Here is a 13,833-nt window from a genome sequence, read left to right as displayed (position 1 = left end):
GGGTCAGAGTTGGGCTTGGGCTTTGAGGCGTAGGTAGGTGTCGGCCAGCCGGGGGGCAAGGGCGCCGGCGGGGGCGTCCACCACAGTGACGCCGTGGCGGGTCAACGCCGTCCGCACCCGGTCCCGCTCGGCCAGCGCCCGCCACCCCGCCGCCGCCGCGTAGGCGTCCCCCGGTCGGGCCGGCGTGCCGGTGGTCATCGCGGTGAGCACCGGATCGTGGACCGCCGCGATGACCACCCGGTGCCGGGCCGCCAGCCGGGGCAGCACCGGTAGCAGGCCCTCGCCGAGAGCGCCCGCCTCCAGCGCGGTGAAGAGCACCACCAGGCTGCGCTGGCGCTGCCGGCGCAGGATCTCACTCGCGATCAGTTCGAAGTTCGTCTCGACCAGCGCCGGCTGGAGCGGGGCGAGCGCGTGCACCACCCGGGTCAGCAACGCCGGCCGGCCGCTGCCGGTCATCGTGGCGCGGACCGCGGTGTCCGCGGCGAGCAGGTCGACACGGTCGCCGGCTCGTACGGCGAGAGCGGTGAGCAGCAACGCGGCGTCGATGGCGGTGTCCAGCCGGGGCTCGTCGCCGACCCGTACGGCCGAGGTGCGGCCGGTGTCGAGCACGCAGACCAGTCGCCGGTCCCGCTCCGGTCGCCAGGTACGCACCAGCACGTCCGCCTGCCGGGCGCTGGCCCGCCAGTCGATCGACCGGACGTCGTCGCCGACCACGTACTCGCGCAGGGTGTCGAACTCGGTGCCCTGGCCGCGCCCACGGGTGACCTGGGTGCCGTCGATGATCCGCAGTCGAGCCAGCTTCTCGGGCAGGTGCCGGCGGGAGTCGAAACGGGGCAGCACCCGCAGCGTCCACGGTGGCGTGGCGGGGCGGCCGGAGCGTTGCCGGAACGCCAGCCGCAGCGGCCCGTACGAGCGGACGGTCAGGGTCAGCGCCGGCCGGTCACCGCGCCGAGTCGGGGTCAGCCGGGTGGGCAGGACCAGCGTGTCGTCGGGCGCCACCGTGACGATCCGTTGCGGTGGTACGTCGGGGCTTGCGCCGGCCGAGGGCACCCAGGCGTCGCGGACCTGGGCGCGCAGCGTCCGCCCGGAGGTGTTGCCGAGCCGGAGCGCGACCGTGGCGGTGCCGCCGAGCCGGACCGTCCGGTCGCCCTCCCGCTCGGCGGTGAGCGCGGCCGGGGGAACTGCGCAGAGACGGTCCACGAGGACCAGCAGCAGCACGCCACCGGTCATCACCAGGACGCCGACGAACGGCGACGGCCAGAGCGGCAGGGTCAGCGCCCCGGCCGCGAGCAGCAGCGCCGCCCGCCAGGTCATCGCGGCGTCGGCACGGTGGCGAGCACCGCGTCCAGCACCGAGTCCACCCCCACGCCGTCCAGTTCGACCTCCGGCCGCAGGCGCAGCCGGTGCCGCAGCGTGGGCCGGGCCACCGCCTTCACGTCGTCGGGCACCACATGGTCGCGTCCGGCCAGCCAGGCCCACGCCTTGGCGGTGTTGAGCAGCGCGGTGGCGCCTCGCGGTGAGGCGCCGAGCTCCAGCGCCGGGGTTGTGCGGGTGGCCCGACAGAGGTCGACGAGGTAGCCGAGGAGCGGCTCGGCCACGTGGACCTGACCGACCGCGGCCCGGGCGGCAGCGAGGTCCGCCGCGCTCGCCACCGGTCGTACGCCGGCCGCGGCCAGGTCCCGCGGGTCGAAGCCGGCGTGGTGCGCCCGCAGCACGCCCAGCTCCTCCTCCCGGGTGGGCAGCGGCACGGTGAGCTTGAGCAGGAACCGGTCCAGCTGGGCCTCGGGCAGCGGGTAGGTGCCCTCGTACTCGACGGGGTTCTGGGTGGCGGCCACGATGAACGGGTCGGGCAGCGGGCGCCGGCCACCCTCCACCGACACCTGCCGCTCCTCCATGACCTCCAGGAGCGCGGACTGGGTCTTCGGTGGCGTCCGGTTGATCTCGTCGGCGAGCAGGAGGTTGGTGAAGACGGGGCCTTCGCGGAAGGTGAACGCGGCGGTGTGCGGATCGAAGATCAGCGAGCCGGTGACGTCGCCGGGCATCAGGTCGGGGGTGAACTGGACCCGCTTGGAGTCCAGCTCCAGCGCGGTCGCCACGGTGCGGATGAGCAGGGTCTTGGCGACTCCCGGCACGCCTTCGAGCAGTACGTGGCCGCGGCAGAGCAGGGCGATCACCAGCCCGGTGACCACCGAGTCCTGGCCGACGACCGCCTTGGCGACCTCGGCGCGCAGCCGGTGCAGGGCGGCGCGGGCCTCGTCGGGGCCGGCGGTCAGGGATTCGGCGGTTGCGGCGGGTCGGGTCACCGCGGTTCTCCTTCGGTCGGTTCGGTTCGGGTCGGCGTGACGCCGTGCGTCTGCTCGGGCGGGGACTCCGCGGCGGCGCGGGTTAGCGCGTCGAGTGAGCGAGCGAGGTCGAGCAGCTCCTGGTCGGTGGCGGGGTCGTCGCCGTACAGCAGCTCCTCGACCTGCTCCGGCTCGCCGCCGGTGCGCGCCGCGACGGCCGTGGCGACCCGGTCGCGTGGCGTCTCCGCCGGCAGGTTCAGCCAGGGCAGCAGGCGGGCCAGTGCGGCCGTACGCAGCGTCCGCCCGGCCGGTCCGCGGGCGCCGGCCCGTTGGTACAGCCGGGCTCGGCCGAGCGCGGTCTCGGCCGAGCGTACGGCCACCGGCAGTGGCTCCGGCGCGGGTGGTCCGAGCCGGCGGGCCCGCCACAGCGCGGCCAGCAGCAGCGCGAGCGCGAGTTGGACGAGCATCGCCCAGAACCAGAGCGGGAAGGCGCCCCAGAGCGGGTTCGGCGCCGGTCCGTCGTCCGAGTCGGCGGGTCGCCGGTCGTCGGAGCTGTCGCCGGGTCTGCTGGGCCGCCCCTGTGCGGTGCCGTCCGCGGGGGTGGTCTCCGAACCGGGTCCTTCGGTGGAGGAGTCGGTGACCGGCGGTCGGCTGCTGGGGGTCGGCGGGGGTGGTTCGGGCCCCTCCAGGTCCAGCCAGACGACGCGGGTGTGCACGCCGAGCAGCGCGGTGGCGAGCGCCTGGTTGTCGTGCTCGCCGATCCGGTCGTTGCGGAACGGGTCGTCGGCCCCGACGAGGACGGTGTCGACCGTTCCTGGCAGGCGGGCCAGACCGGCCGAGAAGCAGAGATCCAGGGGGATCTCGGTGTCCGACGTGTACCGCTGGCGCTGCGCGGCGGCCCGGCGCACCGGGCGGAGCTCGTCGAGCGGGCAGGGGCGGCCGTTCGCCTGCGGACCCACCACCTTGGTCGCCCAGCGCCGACCGTGCTGCTCCACCGGCAGGCCGGCGGCGTGCAGGACCCGGACGGACGGGTCGACCAGCACCACCCGGGTCCCGGCTGGCAACCGGCTCAGGCGGCTCAGGGTCTCGGATCTCAGCAGGTCGGGCGCCGGCACGAAGAGGGTGGTCGGTGCTCCGGTGCGGGCTGTCAGCAGCGCCGCCCGCACGTCGGTCTCCCGCGCGACGGTGCCGCCGCGCCGGGTCAGGGCCTCGGCGAGCCGGCTGCCGCCGTGCTCACCGGCCTCGACCGGGGAGAGGTAACCCGGATCGTCGGCGTCGGGCCGGTCGAGCGCCTGCGCGACCAGGGTGGTGGTGATCAGGGTGGCGACCAGCCCGAGTGGGATGACCAGCCGATGCCACCGCCGTCGCCGCTTCGGGGCGGATCCGGGCCGGGCGGCGGCCGGACGAGGGGCGGGTGGGGTCACTGTCCGCGCGGCGGCGCTCACGCTCGCTCCTCCCGGGTGCCGGCCGGCCGGCCGCCGGGGGCGGACTGCTCGGGTACGAGACTCGTCGGCCCCCCGCCGCCGGTCTGCCTCGGGTCGGACGGGTCGACGGCTCGTGGTGCGGCGAGCGCCTGGTGCAGCTCCGCGGCGAGTTCCCGCATGCGTCGGTCGTGGTCGGCGGAGGCGGGCCGCTGCGCGTACCAGAGTTCGGAGAAGATCAGGCCGGCGGCCGTCACCGGGGGGCCGGTGGGCGGCAGGTTCCGAGCCGCCGTCGAGCCGACCTCGACCACCGTGAGCCCCGGCTGGGCGGGTACCACCTGCCGTGCCGCCAGTTCGCGGATCATGTCGCGCAGCCGCTCCCGTACCGCCTCGGCGTAGCGCCCCTCGGCGGCCAGCCGGTCGGCGAGCGAGAGGTGGACGGTGAGCGGGTCGGGCGTCTCGTCGGGCAGGGCAGGCGTCGCAGCGGCCGTCGGTGCGGCGTCGACGCTGCGCCGGCGGCGTCGCAGCCGCAGCCGGGGCCAGCGTGGCCGGGGCAGCCGCAGCCGGGGCAGGCGCAGCCGCAACCGGGGCAGGGTGATCCGGGGCAGCCGCACCCGCAGGCGGGGGAGGCGGCGGGGGAGCCAGGCCGGGAACGTGTACCAGGCCAGGGCGGTCGCCACCGCCGCGACGGAAAGCAGGAGCGTGACCAGCCACAGCGGGACGTGGTCGCCGAGCGCCGCGGTGGTCTCGCTCCACCACCGGCTGAAGCTCATCGCTCGGCCGCCAGCAGGGCGGGCTCGGGTGTTCCGGCCGGTGCGCGGGCGAGCAGGATGTCCAGGCCCTCGGTGCGGATCCGGGTCTCCAGGTGCAGCACGGCGTCGAGGCAGGCGAGCGCCGGGTAGGCGATCCCGTTCACCGCCGTCCAGACCAGCAGGGCGACGGGTATCGCCCAGTAATCGTCGACGAGGCCGAGTTGGGTCAGCCCGAGGATGGTCCCGCTCGCCAGACCGACCCGGAGGATCCACCAGCCGAGGTAGCCGAGCAGCCGAATCATGCCGGCGCGCATCCCGGACCGGGTGGCCAGCGCCCCGGCGCGGGGCAGGACGCGGTGCAGCGGCACCCGGTCGACGACGAGCGCCGGCGCGACGGCGCCCAGCAGGGCGAAGCCCGCGAACCAGAGTGGCCCGCAGAACGCCGCCACGGACATCAGGCCGCCGACGACGAGCGCGAACAGGACGGTGCCACCCCAACGGCCACCGGCCAGGTGCAGCACCTCGCCGGGGCGGGCGGTCCGGCCGAGGAGCGCGGCGGCGCCGGCCCGGGCGGCCGGGTTGCCGAGGAGCATGATGATCATTGCCTCGGTCGCCGCGCCGGTCGTCAGCAGCAGCCAGTACGTGGCGAACGATCCGTCGGAGAGCCACCAGATCGGCGGCACGGTGCCGGCCGCGAGGCGAAGCGGTTGCAGCACGAGGAACTGTTCGGCGGCGGCGAGGACCACGGCGATCGGCACCAGTACGCGTGCCTGCGCGCGCAGCAGCAGGACCGCGGAGTCCAGCAGTTCACCCACGGTGAGCGGGCGGTGCGGGAGCACGGCGATCGGGCCGGCGTCGGGCACGCGTACTCCTGGGGACGGGCGATGGTGGCGCGCGGCGGCGCACGCGGGGATCATGGTGTCACGCCCGGCCCGATCCGGTGGACCCGCAGGTCGGCGTCGGCGCGCGGTCGCCCACGGTGGCGGCTGCTGTGGCAAGCTTGCCGCGGCGGTACCGTGCCGGGTGACGCCGGTCCCACCGACATTGAAACGGGGATGGAAGATTAATCCCATGAGAGCCCGGGTTCTGGTGGTCGACGACGACCCCGCGCTTGCCGAGATGCTCGGCATCGTGCTGCGTAGTGAGGGCTTCCTGCCCTCCTTCGTCGCCGATGGGGAGCGGGCGTTGGCCGCGTTCCGTGACAGTCGACCCGACATCGTCCTGCTCGACCTCATGCTGCCCGGAATGAGCGGGATCGACGTGGCGCGTGCGATCCGCACGGAATCGGGCGTCCCGATCGTCATGCTCACCGCGAAGAGCGACACGGTCGACGTGGTGCTCGGGCTGGAGTCCGGCGCCGACGACTACGTGGTCAAGCCGTTCAAGCCCAAGGAGCTGGTGGCCCGGATGCGGGCCCGGCTGCGGCGCGGTGAGGACGTGGCGCCGGAGCTGCTGACCATCGGGCCGCCCGGCAACCAGATCAGCATCGACGTGCCGGCCCACACGGTCAGCCGCAACGGCGACGAGGTGAAGCTGACGCCACTGGAGTTCGATCTGCTGGTCGCTCTCGCCCGCAAGCCGCGGCAGGTCTTCACCCGCGAGGTGCTGCTGGAGCAGGTCTGGGGCTACCGGCACGCCGCGGACACGCGGCTGGTGAACGTCCACGTGCAGCGACTGCGCGCCAAGATCGAGCCCGATCCGGAGCGGCCGGAAATCATCCTCACCGTGCGTGGTGTGGGTTACAAGGCGGGCACCGGATAGCCTGGGGCGCACTGTGTCCTCCCCCGTGCTCCCGACCCCCGAAGCAGCGACGACGCGCCGACGCGGCGCTGGTCGCGAGCTGTGGCGCGCGCTCAGCGGGCGGGCCGTGCGGATGGTCGCCGGGGTGCACCGGACGTGGCGGCGCTCCCTCCAGTTCCGGGTCGTCACCATCACGCTGGTGGCGTCGAGTCTGCTGGTGGGTGGTTTCGCCTACCTGACCGCTGACAAGATCACTGGGATCCTGCTGGAGAACGCCAAGACCGACGTGCGGCTGCGGCTGGAGGGCGGCGCCGAGTACGCGGCCAAACAGGTCGACCTCTACGGCCAGCCGCAGGAGGCCCAGCTCCAGGAGACCATCGAGGGCACGGTCAACTACCTGGCCGGCGGCGACCCGCAGCAGACCAGCGGTGTGGTGGTGGCGATCACCGCGGAGGACCATCCCGGGGTCATCCAGACCCGGGCGGCCCCGGCGATCGACGTCGGGCCGCTGATCAGTCCGGAGTTGCGGGCCGCGGTCGCCAACGGCAACGTGGCCAGCCAGATCGGCACCGGCCGGCTCACCGGCGACCAGGCCACCAAGTACCTGGCGTACGGCTCGCCGGTGCCGACCAAGTTCGGCCAGATCGAGCTCTACTACCTCGTTCCGCTGACCCGGCAGAATGTCACCGCGGCCGAGGCCCGGGCCACCGTGGTCGCGACCGGGGCCGCTCTCGTGGTGCTGCTCGGCCTGCTCGCGGCCCTGGTCACCCGGTTGGTGGTGAATCCGGTGCGGGTGGCCGCCCGTACCGCCCAGCGGCTCTCCGCGGGTCTGCTCGACCAACGGATGGTGGTCAACGGCGAGGACGACCTGGCGCTGCTCGCCGCGTCGTTCAACCAGATGGCCACCAACCTGCAACGGCAGATCCTGCGGCTGGAGGAGATGTCCCGGTTGCAGCGCCGGTTCACCTCCGACGTCTCGCACGAGCTGCGTACGCCGCTCACCACGGTCCGGATGGCGGCCGACCTGATCTTCGCCGAGCGCGACGAGTTCGACCCGGCGGTGGCGCGCAGCGCCGAGCTGCTCCAGGCCGAGCTGGATCGGTTCGAGGAGCTGCTCACCGACCTGCTGGAGATCAGCCGTTTCGACGCGGGTTTCGCCATGCTCGACGCCGAGCCGACCGATCTGGTGCCGATCGTGCACCGGGTGGTGGAGCGGCTGACCGGGCTGGCCGAGCGGGTCGGCGTGCCGATCGAGGTGGAGCTGCCGGAGGACGAGGTGATCGCCGAGGTGGATCCGCGGCGGGTCGAGCGCGTGCTGCGCAACCTCGTCGGCAACGCGGTCGAACACGGCGAGGGCCGGCCGGTGCTGATCCGGCTGGGCCTGGACGAAACGGCAGTGGCGATCACCGTACGTGACCACGGGGTGGGGCTGAAGCCGGGCGAGGAGAAGCTGGTCTTCAACCGGTTCTGGCGCGCCGACCCGTCGCGGGCGCGGCAGACCGGCGGCACCGGGCTCGGTCTGTCGATCAGCGTGGAGGACGCGCGGCTGCACGGCGGCTGGCTGGAGGCGTGGGGCGCGCCGGGTCAGGGCGCCCAGTTCCGGCTCACCCTGCCGGCGCGGGCCGGGGACCGGCTGACCACCTCGCCGCTGCGGCTGGTGCCCGAGGACGCCCGGCTGCCCTTCGGCGGTCCGGGCGACGCCGCGCCGCTGGCGATCGGCCCGGGCTCCGACGGCGCGTTGGCGATCGGTCCGGCGCCGACGGGAGATCCGGACGGTACGCGGGCGGAGGTGCGCACGTGAGGGCACGTCTCGTGGCCGGGGCGCTCTGCGGGGCCCTGGCGGTCGTCGGGTTCACCGGCTGCGGCATTCCGGAGCGTTCCGAAGTGCAGGTCGACCGGCGCAAGGAGCCGGCGACGGAGTCCGGCGCGGTCAACGCCGGACGTCAGGAGCCGCCCACCCGGTCGATGGCCACGAGGCCGGAGGAGTTCGTCTCGAACTTCCTCTCCGCGGCCGCGGGTGAGCCCGACCGCGCCTACAGCCGGGTCAAGCAGTTCGTCGACCCGCAGTACCGCAACCGGCTCCAGGAGAAGCGGGGCAGCGAGGTCGAACTCACCGTCGTCCGGCTGACCGACGCGCCGGTGATCACCCTCAACGAGGACAGCCCCGTCGGCGACGACAGCCTCAAGGTGACGATCGCGGTGCAGCAGATCGGCGTCCTGCGCACCGACGGGACGCTCGTACCGCCGGTCTCCGGCGAGACGCGCTACGAGTTCGGGCTGCGCAGCGCCTCCGACCAGGCCGGCGCGGCCGACGACGCGGCCGGCTTCTACGTGACCGAGCCGCCGAACACTCTGCTGCTCAGCGACGAGGCGCTGCTGCGTTACTACGAGGGCAAAACGATCTACTTCTGGAGTTCGGACCGGACTCGGCTGGTGCCCGACCTGCGCTACCTCCCGGGCACGGTGCCCACCGAGCGGCGGCTCAACGAGGTGGTCAAGTGGCTGGTCGACGGCCCGTCCGACTGGCTGCGCCCGGGCGTGGTGGGGCTGCCCGACCGCACCGAGCTGATCAACAACGCCACCGGCGGCGACGGCCGCTGGGAGGTCAACCTGGACATGCCCGGTGACGACCGGACCCGGGCCGATCAGCTGGTCACCCAGCTCGCCTGGTCGCTCCGCGACTTCGACGGCGAGTTGGAGCTGAAGATCCGCAACAACTCCGTGAAGGTGGAGAACCTGGCCGCGCGGCGCTCCGCTTGGGCCCTGTACCGGCTGCGGGAGGGGCCGCGGCGGTACTGCGTGTTCGAGGGGGCGATCCATCCGCTCACCGTGGACGGTGAACCCTCCGCCGTGGTGCCGTTGGACCCGGCGGCGAACCGGAACGTGGTCTCCGCCGGGCTGGCCCGCTCCGAGGAGCAGATCCTCGCCGCGCTCGTGGTAACCGCGGCCGGCGGGAAGCAGCGGCTCTCTGTGGGCACCGGTCGCGGACCGGTGACCTCCTTCGCCAAGGGCCCGGAGTACAAGGCGATCGGCGCGCCCGTCTGGCTGCGCTCCAGCGACCCGCGCCGACCCCAGGGGCTGGTGGTGGCCGACGGCAAGCTCTACCGGTTCGACGGTAATGCCGAGATGGCCCAGATCGTGCTCAACCTGCCTCCGGGCGTGGTCACCGCGGTCGCCGCCTCGCTGGACGGCCAGCGGATCGCGTTGATCGTCGGCGGCGCGCTCTACGTCGCGGCGGTCAAATTGTTGGACGGCGGCGGGGTGACCGTCGGTCCGTCCCGCCGGGTGAGCACCTCGCTGACCGGCCTCTCGGCGGTGGACTGGGGCGACGAGAACCGGCTGATCGTGGCCGGCTCCGCGGCGCGCCCGGCGATCTACGAGATCGGCGTGGACGGCGTCGTCGAATCGCCGCTCGCGCCCGACACCCGGGCCGAGGTGACCCACCTGTCGGCGTACCCCGTGAACCCGACGGTCGAGGTCCCCTCCGGCGCCCTGATGTACGAGGCGAACGGGGTGGCGTACCGGACCGTCCCGGTCGAGCGGATCCAGCCGGGCCAGGTGGCCGACGCGACGCCGCCGCCGACCGGCGTACGGCCCACGAACCCGTCCGCCCCCTTCTTCCTCTTCTGATCCGGTGCGGGGTCTCGGCGGGCTCTGGTCGGACCTCGGCGACCTGGTGCTGCCCGCCGACTGCGCGGGTTGTCGGGAGCGCCGTCCCGGGCTGCGGCACGGGGTCTGCCCGGAGTGCGTCGGAACCCTCGAGGCGCTGCGCCCCGGCCCGGTGCGGCCCACTCCCGCCCCACCCGGCCTGCCGCCCTGCTTCGCCCTCGGCCCGTACGCCGGCCCGCTGCGGGAGATCCTGCTGGCGTACAAGGAACACGGCCGGCACGGGCTGGCCCGACCGCTCGGCGCGTTGCTCGCCGAGGTGGTAGCCGTGGCGGTGGAACCGGCGCGCCCGGTGGCGCTGGTACCGGTGCCGGACACCGCGGCGGCCGCCCGCGCCCGTTACGGCGACCACCTCGACCGTCTGGCCCGGCACTGCGCCGCGCGGCTGCGCCACGCCGGTCGGTCGGTGCGGGTGCTCCGGCCGCTGCGCGCGCTGCCCCGCCCGGACTCGGTGACGCTGGACAGCGCCGGCCGGGCCGCGGCGGCGGAGGCCGCGTTCCGGTCCCGGTCGACCGGGCGGGGCGGGGTCGACGCGACAGTGGTGGTGCTCGACGACATCGTGACCACCGGAGTGACCCTCGCCGCGGTGAGCCGGGCACTGAGCGCGACCGGACCGGCTCCCGCCGTGGCCGCGGTGCTCGCCGCCACCGAAAAGCGACACCGCTGATAACTCTTCGTGTTTTGGTTTCACCCGATGGTGTACGAGCTGCGAAAAAACGTGGCGCTCTTTGCAACCAGGGGTGACTGCCCGAAGAACAGGAGTTAGCGTCAACGTGTCGGGGGTAGGAGGTCATCCCAACCGCTCCCGGCGGTGGAAGGAGGCGTAGCCGTACTGACCGGTCGACGCCGAGCGGGCCTCATCCCTAGGGGCGATCGACCGGGATACCGATCGAAACTCGTCCGAGCCAGGGAGGTCACGTGGACATCGTGGTCAAGGGCCGAAACGTTGAGGTGCCGGACCATTACCGGGTGCACGTAGCCGAGAAACTTGCCAAGATCGAACGCTACGATCACAAGCTCATCAGGGTCGACGTGGAGCTGTTCCACGAACGCAATCCACGCCAGTCCGACCATTGCCAGCGGGTGGAGATCACCTGCATCTCGCGTGGTCCGGTGATCCGCGCCGAGGCCTGCACGAACGACTTCTACTCCGCGCTCGACGCGGCGATCGCCAAGCTCGACACCCGGCTGCGCCGGGCGGCCGACCGGCGCCGCGTGCACCGCGGCCGGCACGCGCCCCTCTCCGTCGCGGCGGCCACCGCCGACCTGCCCGTCACCGACCTGGCGGCGGACCCGCTCGGCGCGCTCAGCGACAACGGCCGCGCCGCCACCGCGGTCGCGGAGCGGGTCGAGGCCGAGGAGGAGTACGACGACCAGCCCTGGCACATCGCCCGGGAGAAGGTGCACGCGGCCGAGCCGATGACCGTCGACGACGCCCTGTTCCAGATGGAACTCGTGGGCCACGACTTCTACCTGTTCCTGGACAAGGAGTCCGGCCGGCCCAGCGTGGTCTACCGCCGCCGCGCGTACGACTACGGCATCATCTCGCTGGCCGTCTGAGCGATACGCCGATCAGGGGGCCGTCGTCGGCACGGCCTCCTGGTCCGTCAGCGCAGCTCGTCCGGCGTCAGGCCGAAGACCAGGTCGTCGATCCGGGTACCGGCCAGGCCGGGCAGCCGGCCACGGAGGAGACCCTCGCGGCGGAAGCCGACCTTCTCCAGCACCCGGTGCGACGCGACGTTCTCGGGCACCGTGCCGGCGGCGAGCCGGGTGAGACCGGCCGGCCCGAAGGCCCAGCCGGCGAGCAGCCGGACCGCCCTGGTGGCGTACCCCCGCCCGCGCCACTGCGGCAGCAGGGCGTACCCGACGGTGCCCTCCCCGGCCTGCGGGTCGCTCACGGAGAGCCCGCAGCTGCCGGCCGGTTCGCCGGTCGCCGCGTCCAGGATCAGCAGCCGGGCCAGTTCGCCGGTGAGCCACTGGCTCGCCGACAGCCGGCAGCGCCGCTCGATCGCCGCCCGGTCCGGCGGTACCGGCGGGGCCTGGTTCGCCACCACCTCCGGGCGGGTGTGCAGCCGGTGCATCACGTCGACGTCGTCCGGGCCGAGCGGCCGCAGGGTCACCACACCGTCGGCCAGCACACCCTGCGGCAGGTCTGGCAGCTGCCGCGGCGCCGGCCCGGGCGGGTCGTCGGCGAGGCGCACCCAGGCCAGCAGGTCGTGCCGTCCGCCGCCACGGGACGGGTTGGCGGCGAGGCGTACGCCCTCGAAGTGGAAGCCGGCGCCCACCGCGACCCGTTGGCTGACCGCGTTCTCGGCGTGAGTGAGCAGCTCCAGCCGGGCGGTGCCGGTGGCGAAGGCGTGCTCGGTCAGGGCCCGGGTCGCGGCGCCGGCGACGCCCCGTCCCCGCGCGTCCGGCGTCACCCAGTAACCGATCTCGGCCTGGCCGCGGTAGGGCACCGGATTGCTGAGGCCCACCGCGCCGAGCAGCCGATCCGTGGCGGGGTCGGCGACCGCGTAGGCGGCCCCGCCACCGGCCCAGACCCCCGGGGCGCCCACGCCGATCCAGGACCGCGCGTCCGCCTCGGTGTACGGGGTGGGCAGGCCGGAGATGTAGCGCGAGGTCAGCGGGTCGGCGCAGCCGGCCACCACATCAGCGGTGTCGTCGAGCCGGAAGGGGCGCAGCCGCACCCCGTACGCCTCGACCGCGAGCGGCCTCATGTCAGGTCGGCGGGGAGCAGGGCGGCCACCCAGGCGTCCACCCGTTCGCCCCGGTGGGCGAGCCCACCGCGGGCGGTGCCCTCGACGGTGAAGCCGGCCTTCTCGGCGGCCCGACGGGAGGAGGTGTTGCCCACGTGGGCCCGCCACTCGACTCGGGCCAGCCCGAGCGTGGTGAAGCCCCAGGTGCAGAGCGCGGCCAGCGCGGCCGGCATGAAGCCGCGACCCCGAGCTTCCGGGAGGGCCATGAATCCGACCTCGGCCAGCAGCGGGTCGCTGGGGGAGAGCCGCAGGTCTATCGAGCCCGCGTACCGGTCGTCGGGGCCGGTGAAGACGTAGTTGGCGCTGGTGCCGGCGGCCCAGGTGTCCCACACGAAGCCGAGGTAGGACTCGGCGTCCGAGCGCTCGTACGGATCCGGCACGGTGGTCCAGCGGATGGTCTCCGGGTCGCGGCAGGTCTGCACGATCGGGTCGAGGTCGCGCTCCTCCATCCTGCGCAGCCGCAGCTCGGCGCCGCCGGCGGTGGCGAAGAGGACGGGCTGCTGCCGACCGAAGACGGCGGCCCGGCGGGCCTCCAGGGTGCCGGGGGCGGCGGGGCCGGGTTCACCGGGGGCGGGTACCTCGCCGGGCAGGAGCGAGCCGATCCAGCCCTCCGCCCGGCCGCCGGGGACCGGATCGGCGAGCCGGAGCCGTCCCTCGACCCGGAACCCGGCCCGGAGCGCGACCAGCCGGGACGCGTGGTTGCCGACCTCCGCCTGCCAGCTCAGCCGGCGCAGCTTGAGCACGTCGAACGCCCAGCGGGCGAGGGCCCGGGTGGCCCGGGTGGTCACCCCACGGCCGCGTGCCCAGGGGGCCGTCCAGTAACCGACCTCGCCGGAGCCGAGGCGGGTGTCGAGCGCGACCAGCCCGCAGGAGCCGAGCAGTTCCCCGGTGGCGGCGTCGCAGACCGCGAACGGGGCGCCGGTGCCGTCCCGCCAGACGCTCGCGGTGAAGTCGGTGACGAACCCGTGAGCGTGTTCGGGCCGGTACGGGCGGGGAACGGTGGTCCAGCGCTGGATGTCCGGGTCCTGGCAGGCGCGGTAGACGGCCTCCGCGTCGTCGGCCCGCCAGGGGCGTAGCAGCAGGCCGTCTTCGATGATCTCCGTGGGCTCCACCCGAGCATGGTGCCGGATCGTTCGCCCACGGCGTAACCGGATATCCACGGCATCCCGCGTCCGTCGCGCGGTATGTCGGTTTCCGTGGGATCGGGCCGCCGCCA

At 74.1% G+C, this 13,833-nt stretch carries 12 protein-coding genes; 5 read left to right on the top strand and 7 right to left on the bottom strand.

Annotated elements, in window-relative coordinates; genetic code table 11:
- Positions 1-3: 3 nt before the first annotated feature.
- From D7044_RS27610 to D7044_RS27590, 5 genes are read right to left on the bottom strand one after another with little or no spacing between them, the layout of a single operon-like run.
- Positions 4-1,314, bottom strand: coding sequence for a DUF58 domain-containing protein (locus D7044_RS27610; RefSeq protein ID WP_120673243.1), 1,311 nt, complete (start codon positions 1,312-1,314; stop codon positions 4-6).
- Entirely contained in the window at positions 1,311-2,273 is a 963-nt protein-coding gene (locus tag D7044_RS27605) for an AAA family ATPase (protein ID WP_120673904.1), read from the bottom strand. Before D7044_RS27605 ends, D7044_RS27610 begins: the two co-directional genes overlap by 4 nt.
- Before the next feature lie 26 nt (positions 2,274-2,299).
- Entirely contained in the window at positions 2,300-3,727 is a 1,428-nt protein-coding gene (locus tag D7044_RS27600; protein ID WP_199716787.1) for a DUF4350 domain-containing protein, read from the bottom strand.
- Complete coding sequence (locus D7044_RS27595; RefSeq protein ID WP_199716786.1) at positions 3,724-4,476, bottom strand: DUF4129 domain-containing protein; 753 nt, start codon at positions 4,474-4,476, stop codon at positions 3,724-3,726. Before D7044_RS27595 ends, D7044_RS27600 begins: the two co-directional genes overlap by 4 nt.
- Complete coding sequence (locus D7044_RS27590; RefSeq protein ID WP_120690629.1) at positions 4,473-5,318, bottom strand: hypothetical protein; 846 nt, start codon at positions 5,316-5,318, stop codon at positions 4,473-4,475. Before D7044_RS27590 ends, D7044_RS27595 begins: the two co-directional genes overlap by 4 nt.
- Positions 5,319-5,526: 208 nt before the next feature.
- Here D7044_RS27590 and mtrA point away from each other — a divergent pair, with 208 nt between their 5' ends.
- The 5 genes from mtrA to hpf all read left to right on the top strand — a co-directional run bounded on the left by mtrA (position 5,527) and on the right by hpf (position 11,421).
- Positions 5,527-6,216 carry an MtrAB system response regulator MtrA gene (gene mtrA / locus D7044_RS27585; RefSeq protein ID WP_120673241.1) on the top strand — a complete coding sequence of 230 codons (690 nt, stop codon included), beginning with the start codon at positions 5,527-5,529 and terminating at the stop codon, positions 6,214-6,216.
- Between the two features lie 112 nt (positions 6,217-6,328).
- Complete coding sequence (gene mtrB, locus D7044_RS27580) at positions 6,329-7,996, top strand: MtrAB system histidine kinase MtrB (RefSeq protein ID WP_120690628.1); 1,668 nt, start codon at positions 6,329-6,331, stop codon at positions 7,994-7,996.
- A complete protein-coding gene (locus D7044_RS27575; protein WP_120690627.1) occupies positions 7,993-9,825 on the top strand; it encodes an LpqB family beta-propeller domain-containing protein in 1,833 nt (610 codons plus the stop codon). Before mtrB ends, D7044_RS27575 begins: the two co-directional genes overlap by 4 nt.
- Positions 9,826-9,871: 46 nt before the next feature.
- The gene (locus D7044_RS27570) at positions 9,872-10,528 is read left to right on the top strand and encodes a ComF family protein (RefSeq protein WP_120690663.1); all 657 of its coding nucleotides are present in this window, start codon (positions 9,872-9,874) and stop codon (positions 10,526-10,528) included.
- A gap of 251 nt (positions 10,529-10,779) precedes the next feature.
- Positions 10,780-11,421, top strand: coding sequence for a ribosome hibernation-promoting factor, HPF/YfiA family (gene hpf, locus D7044_RS27565; protein ID WP_120673238.1), 642 nt, complete (start codon positions 10,780-10,782; stop codon positions 11,419-11,421).
- Between the two features lie 47 nt (positions 11,422-11,468).
- Here the strand turns inward: hpf and D7044_RS27560 are convergent, their stop codons facing one another.
- Together D7044_RS27560 and D7044_RS27555 are read right to left on the bottom strand one after the other, a co-directional pair.
- Complete coding sequence (locus tag D7044_RS27560; protein ID WP_120673237.1) at positions 11,469-12,578, bottom strand: GNAT family N-acetyltransferase; 1,110 nt, start codon at positions 12,576-12,578, stop codon at positions 11,469-11,471.
- Positions 12,575-13,729 (bottom strand): GNAT family N-acetyltransferase, encoded by a 1,155-nt coding sequence (locus D7044_RS27555; RefSeq protein ID WP_120690626.1) that lies wholly within the window; start codon positions 13,727-13,729, stop codon positions 12,575-12,577. The genes D7044_RS27560 and D7044_RS27555 overlap by 4 nt, the downstream gene beginning before the upstream one ends.
- Positions 13,730-13,833 lie beyond the last annotated feature (104 nt).

It is taken from the genome of Micromonospora musae, assembly GCF_003626635.1.
Lineage (GTDB): Bacteria > Actinomycetota > Actinomycetes > Mycobacteriales > Micromonosporaceae > Micromonospora > Micromonospora musae.
This window is presented reverse-complemented; position numbering and strand designations above follow the sequence as displayed.

Coding starts and splice junctions, on each gene's coding strand:
- D7044_RS27560 (WP_120673237.1), bottom strand. CDS start 12,578: ATGAGGCCGCTCGCGGTCGAGGCGTACGGGGTGCGGCTGCGCCCCTTC.
- D7044_RS27595 (WP_199716786.1), bottom strand. CDS start 4,476: ATGAGCTTCAGCCGGTGGTGGAGCGAGACCACCGCGGCGCTCGGCGAC.
- mtrA (WP_120673241.1), top strand. CDS start 5,527: ATGAGAGCCCGGGTTCTGGTGGTCGACGACGACCCCGCGCTTGCCGAG.
- D7044_RS27610 (WP_120673243.1), bottom strand. CDS start 1,314: ATGACCTGGCGGGCGGCGCTGCTGCTCGCGGCCGGGGCGCTGACCCTG.
- mtrB (WP_120690628.1), top strand. CDS start 6,329: ATGGTCGCCGGGGTGCACCGGACGTGGCGGCGCTCCCTCCAGTTCCGG.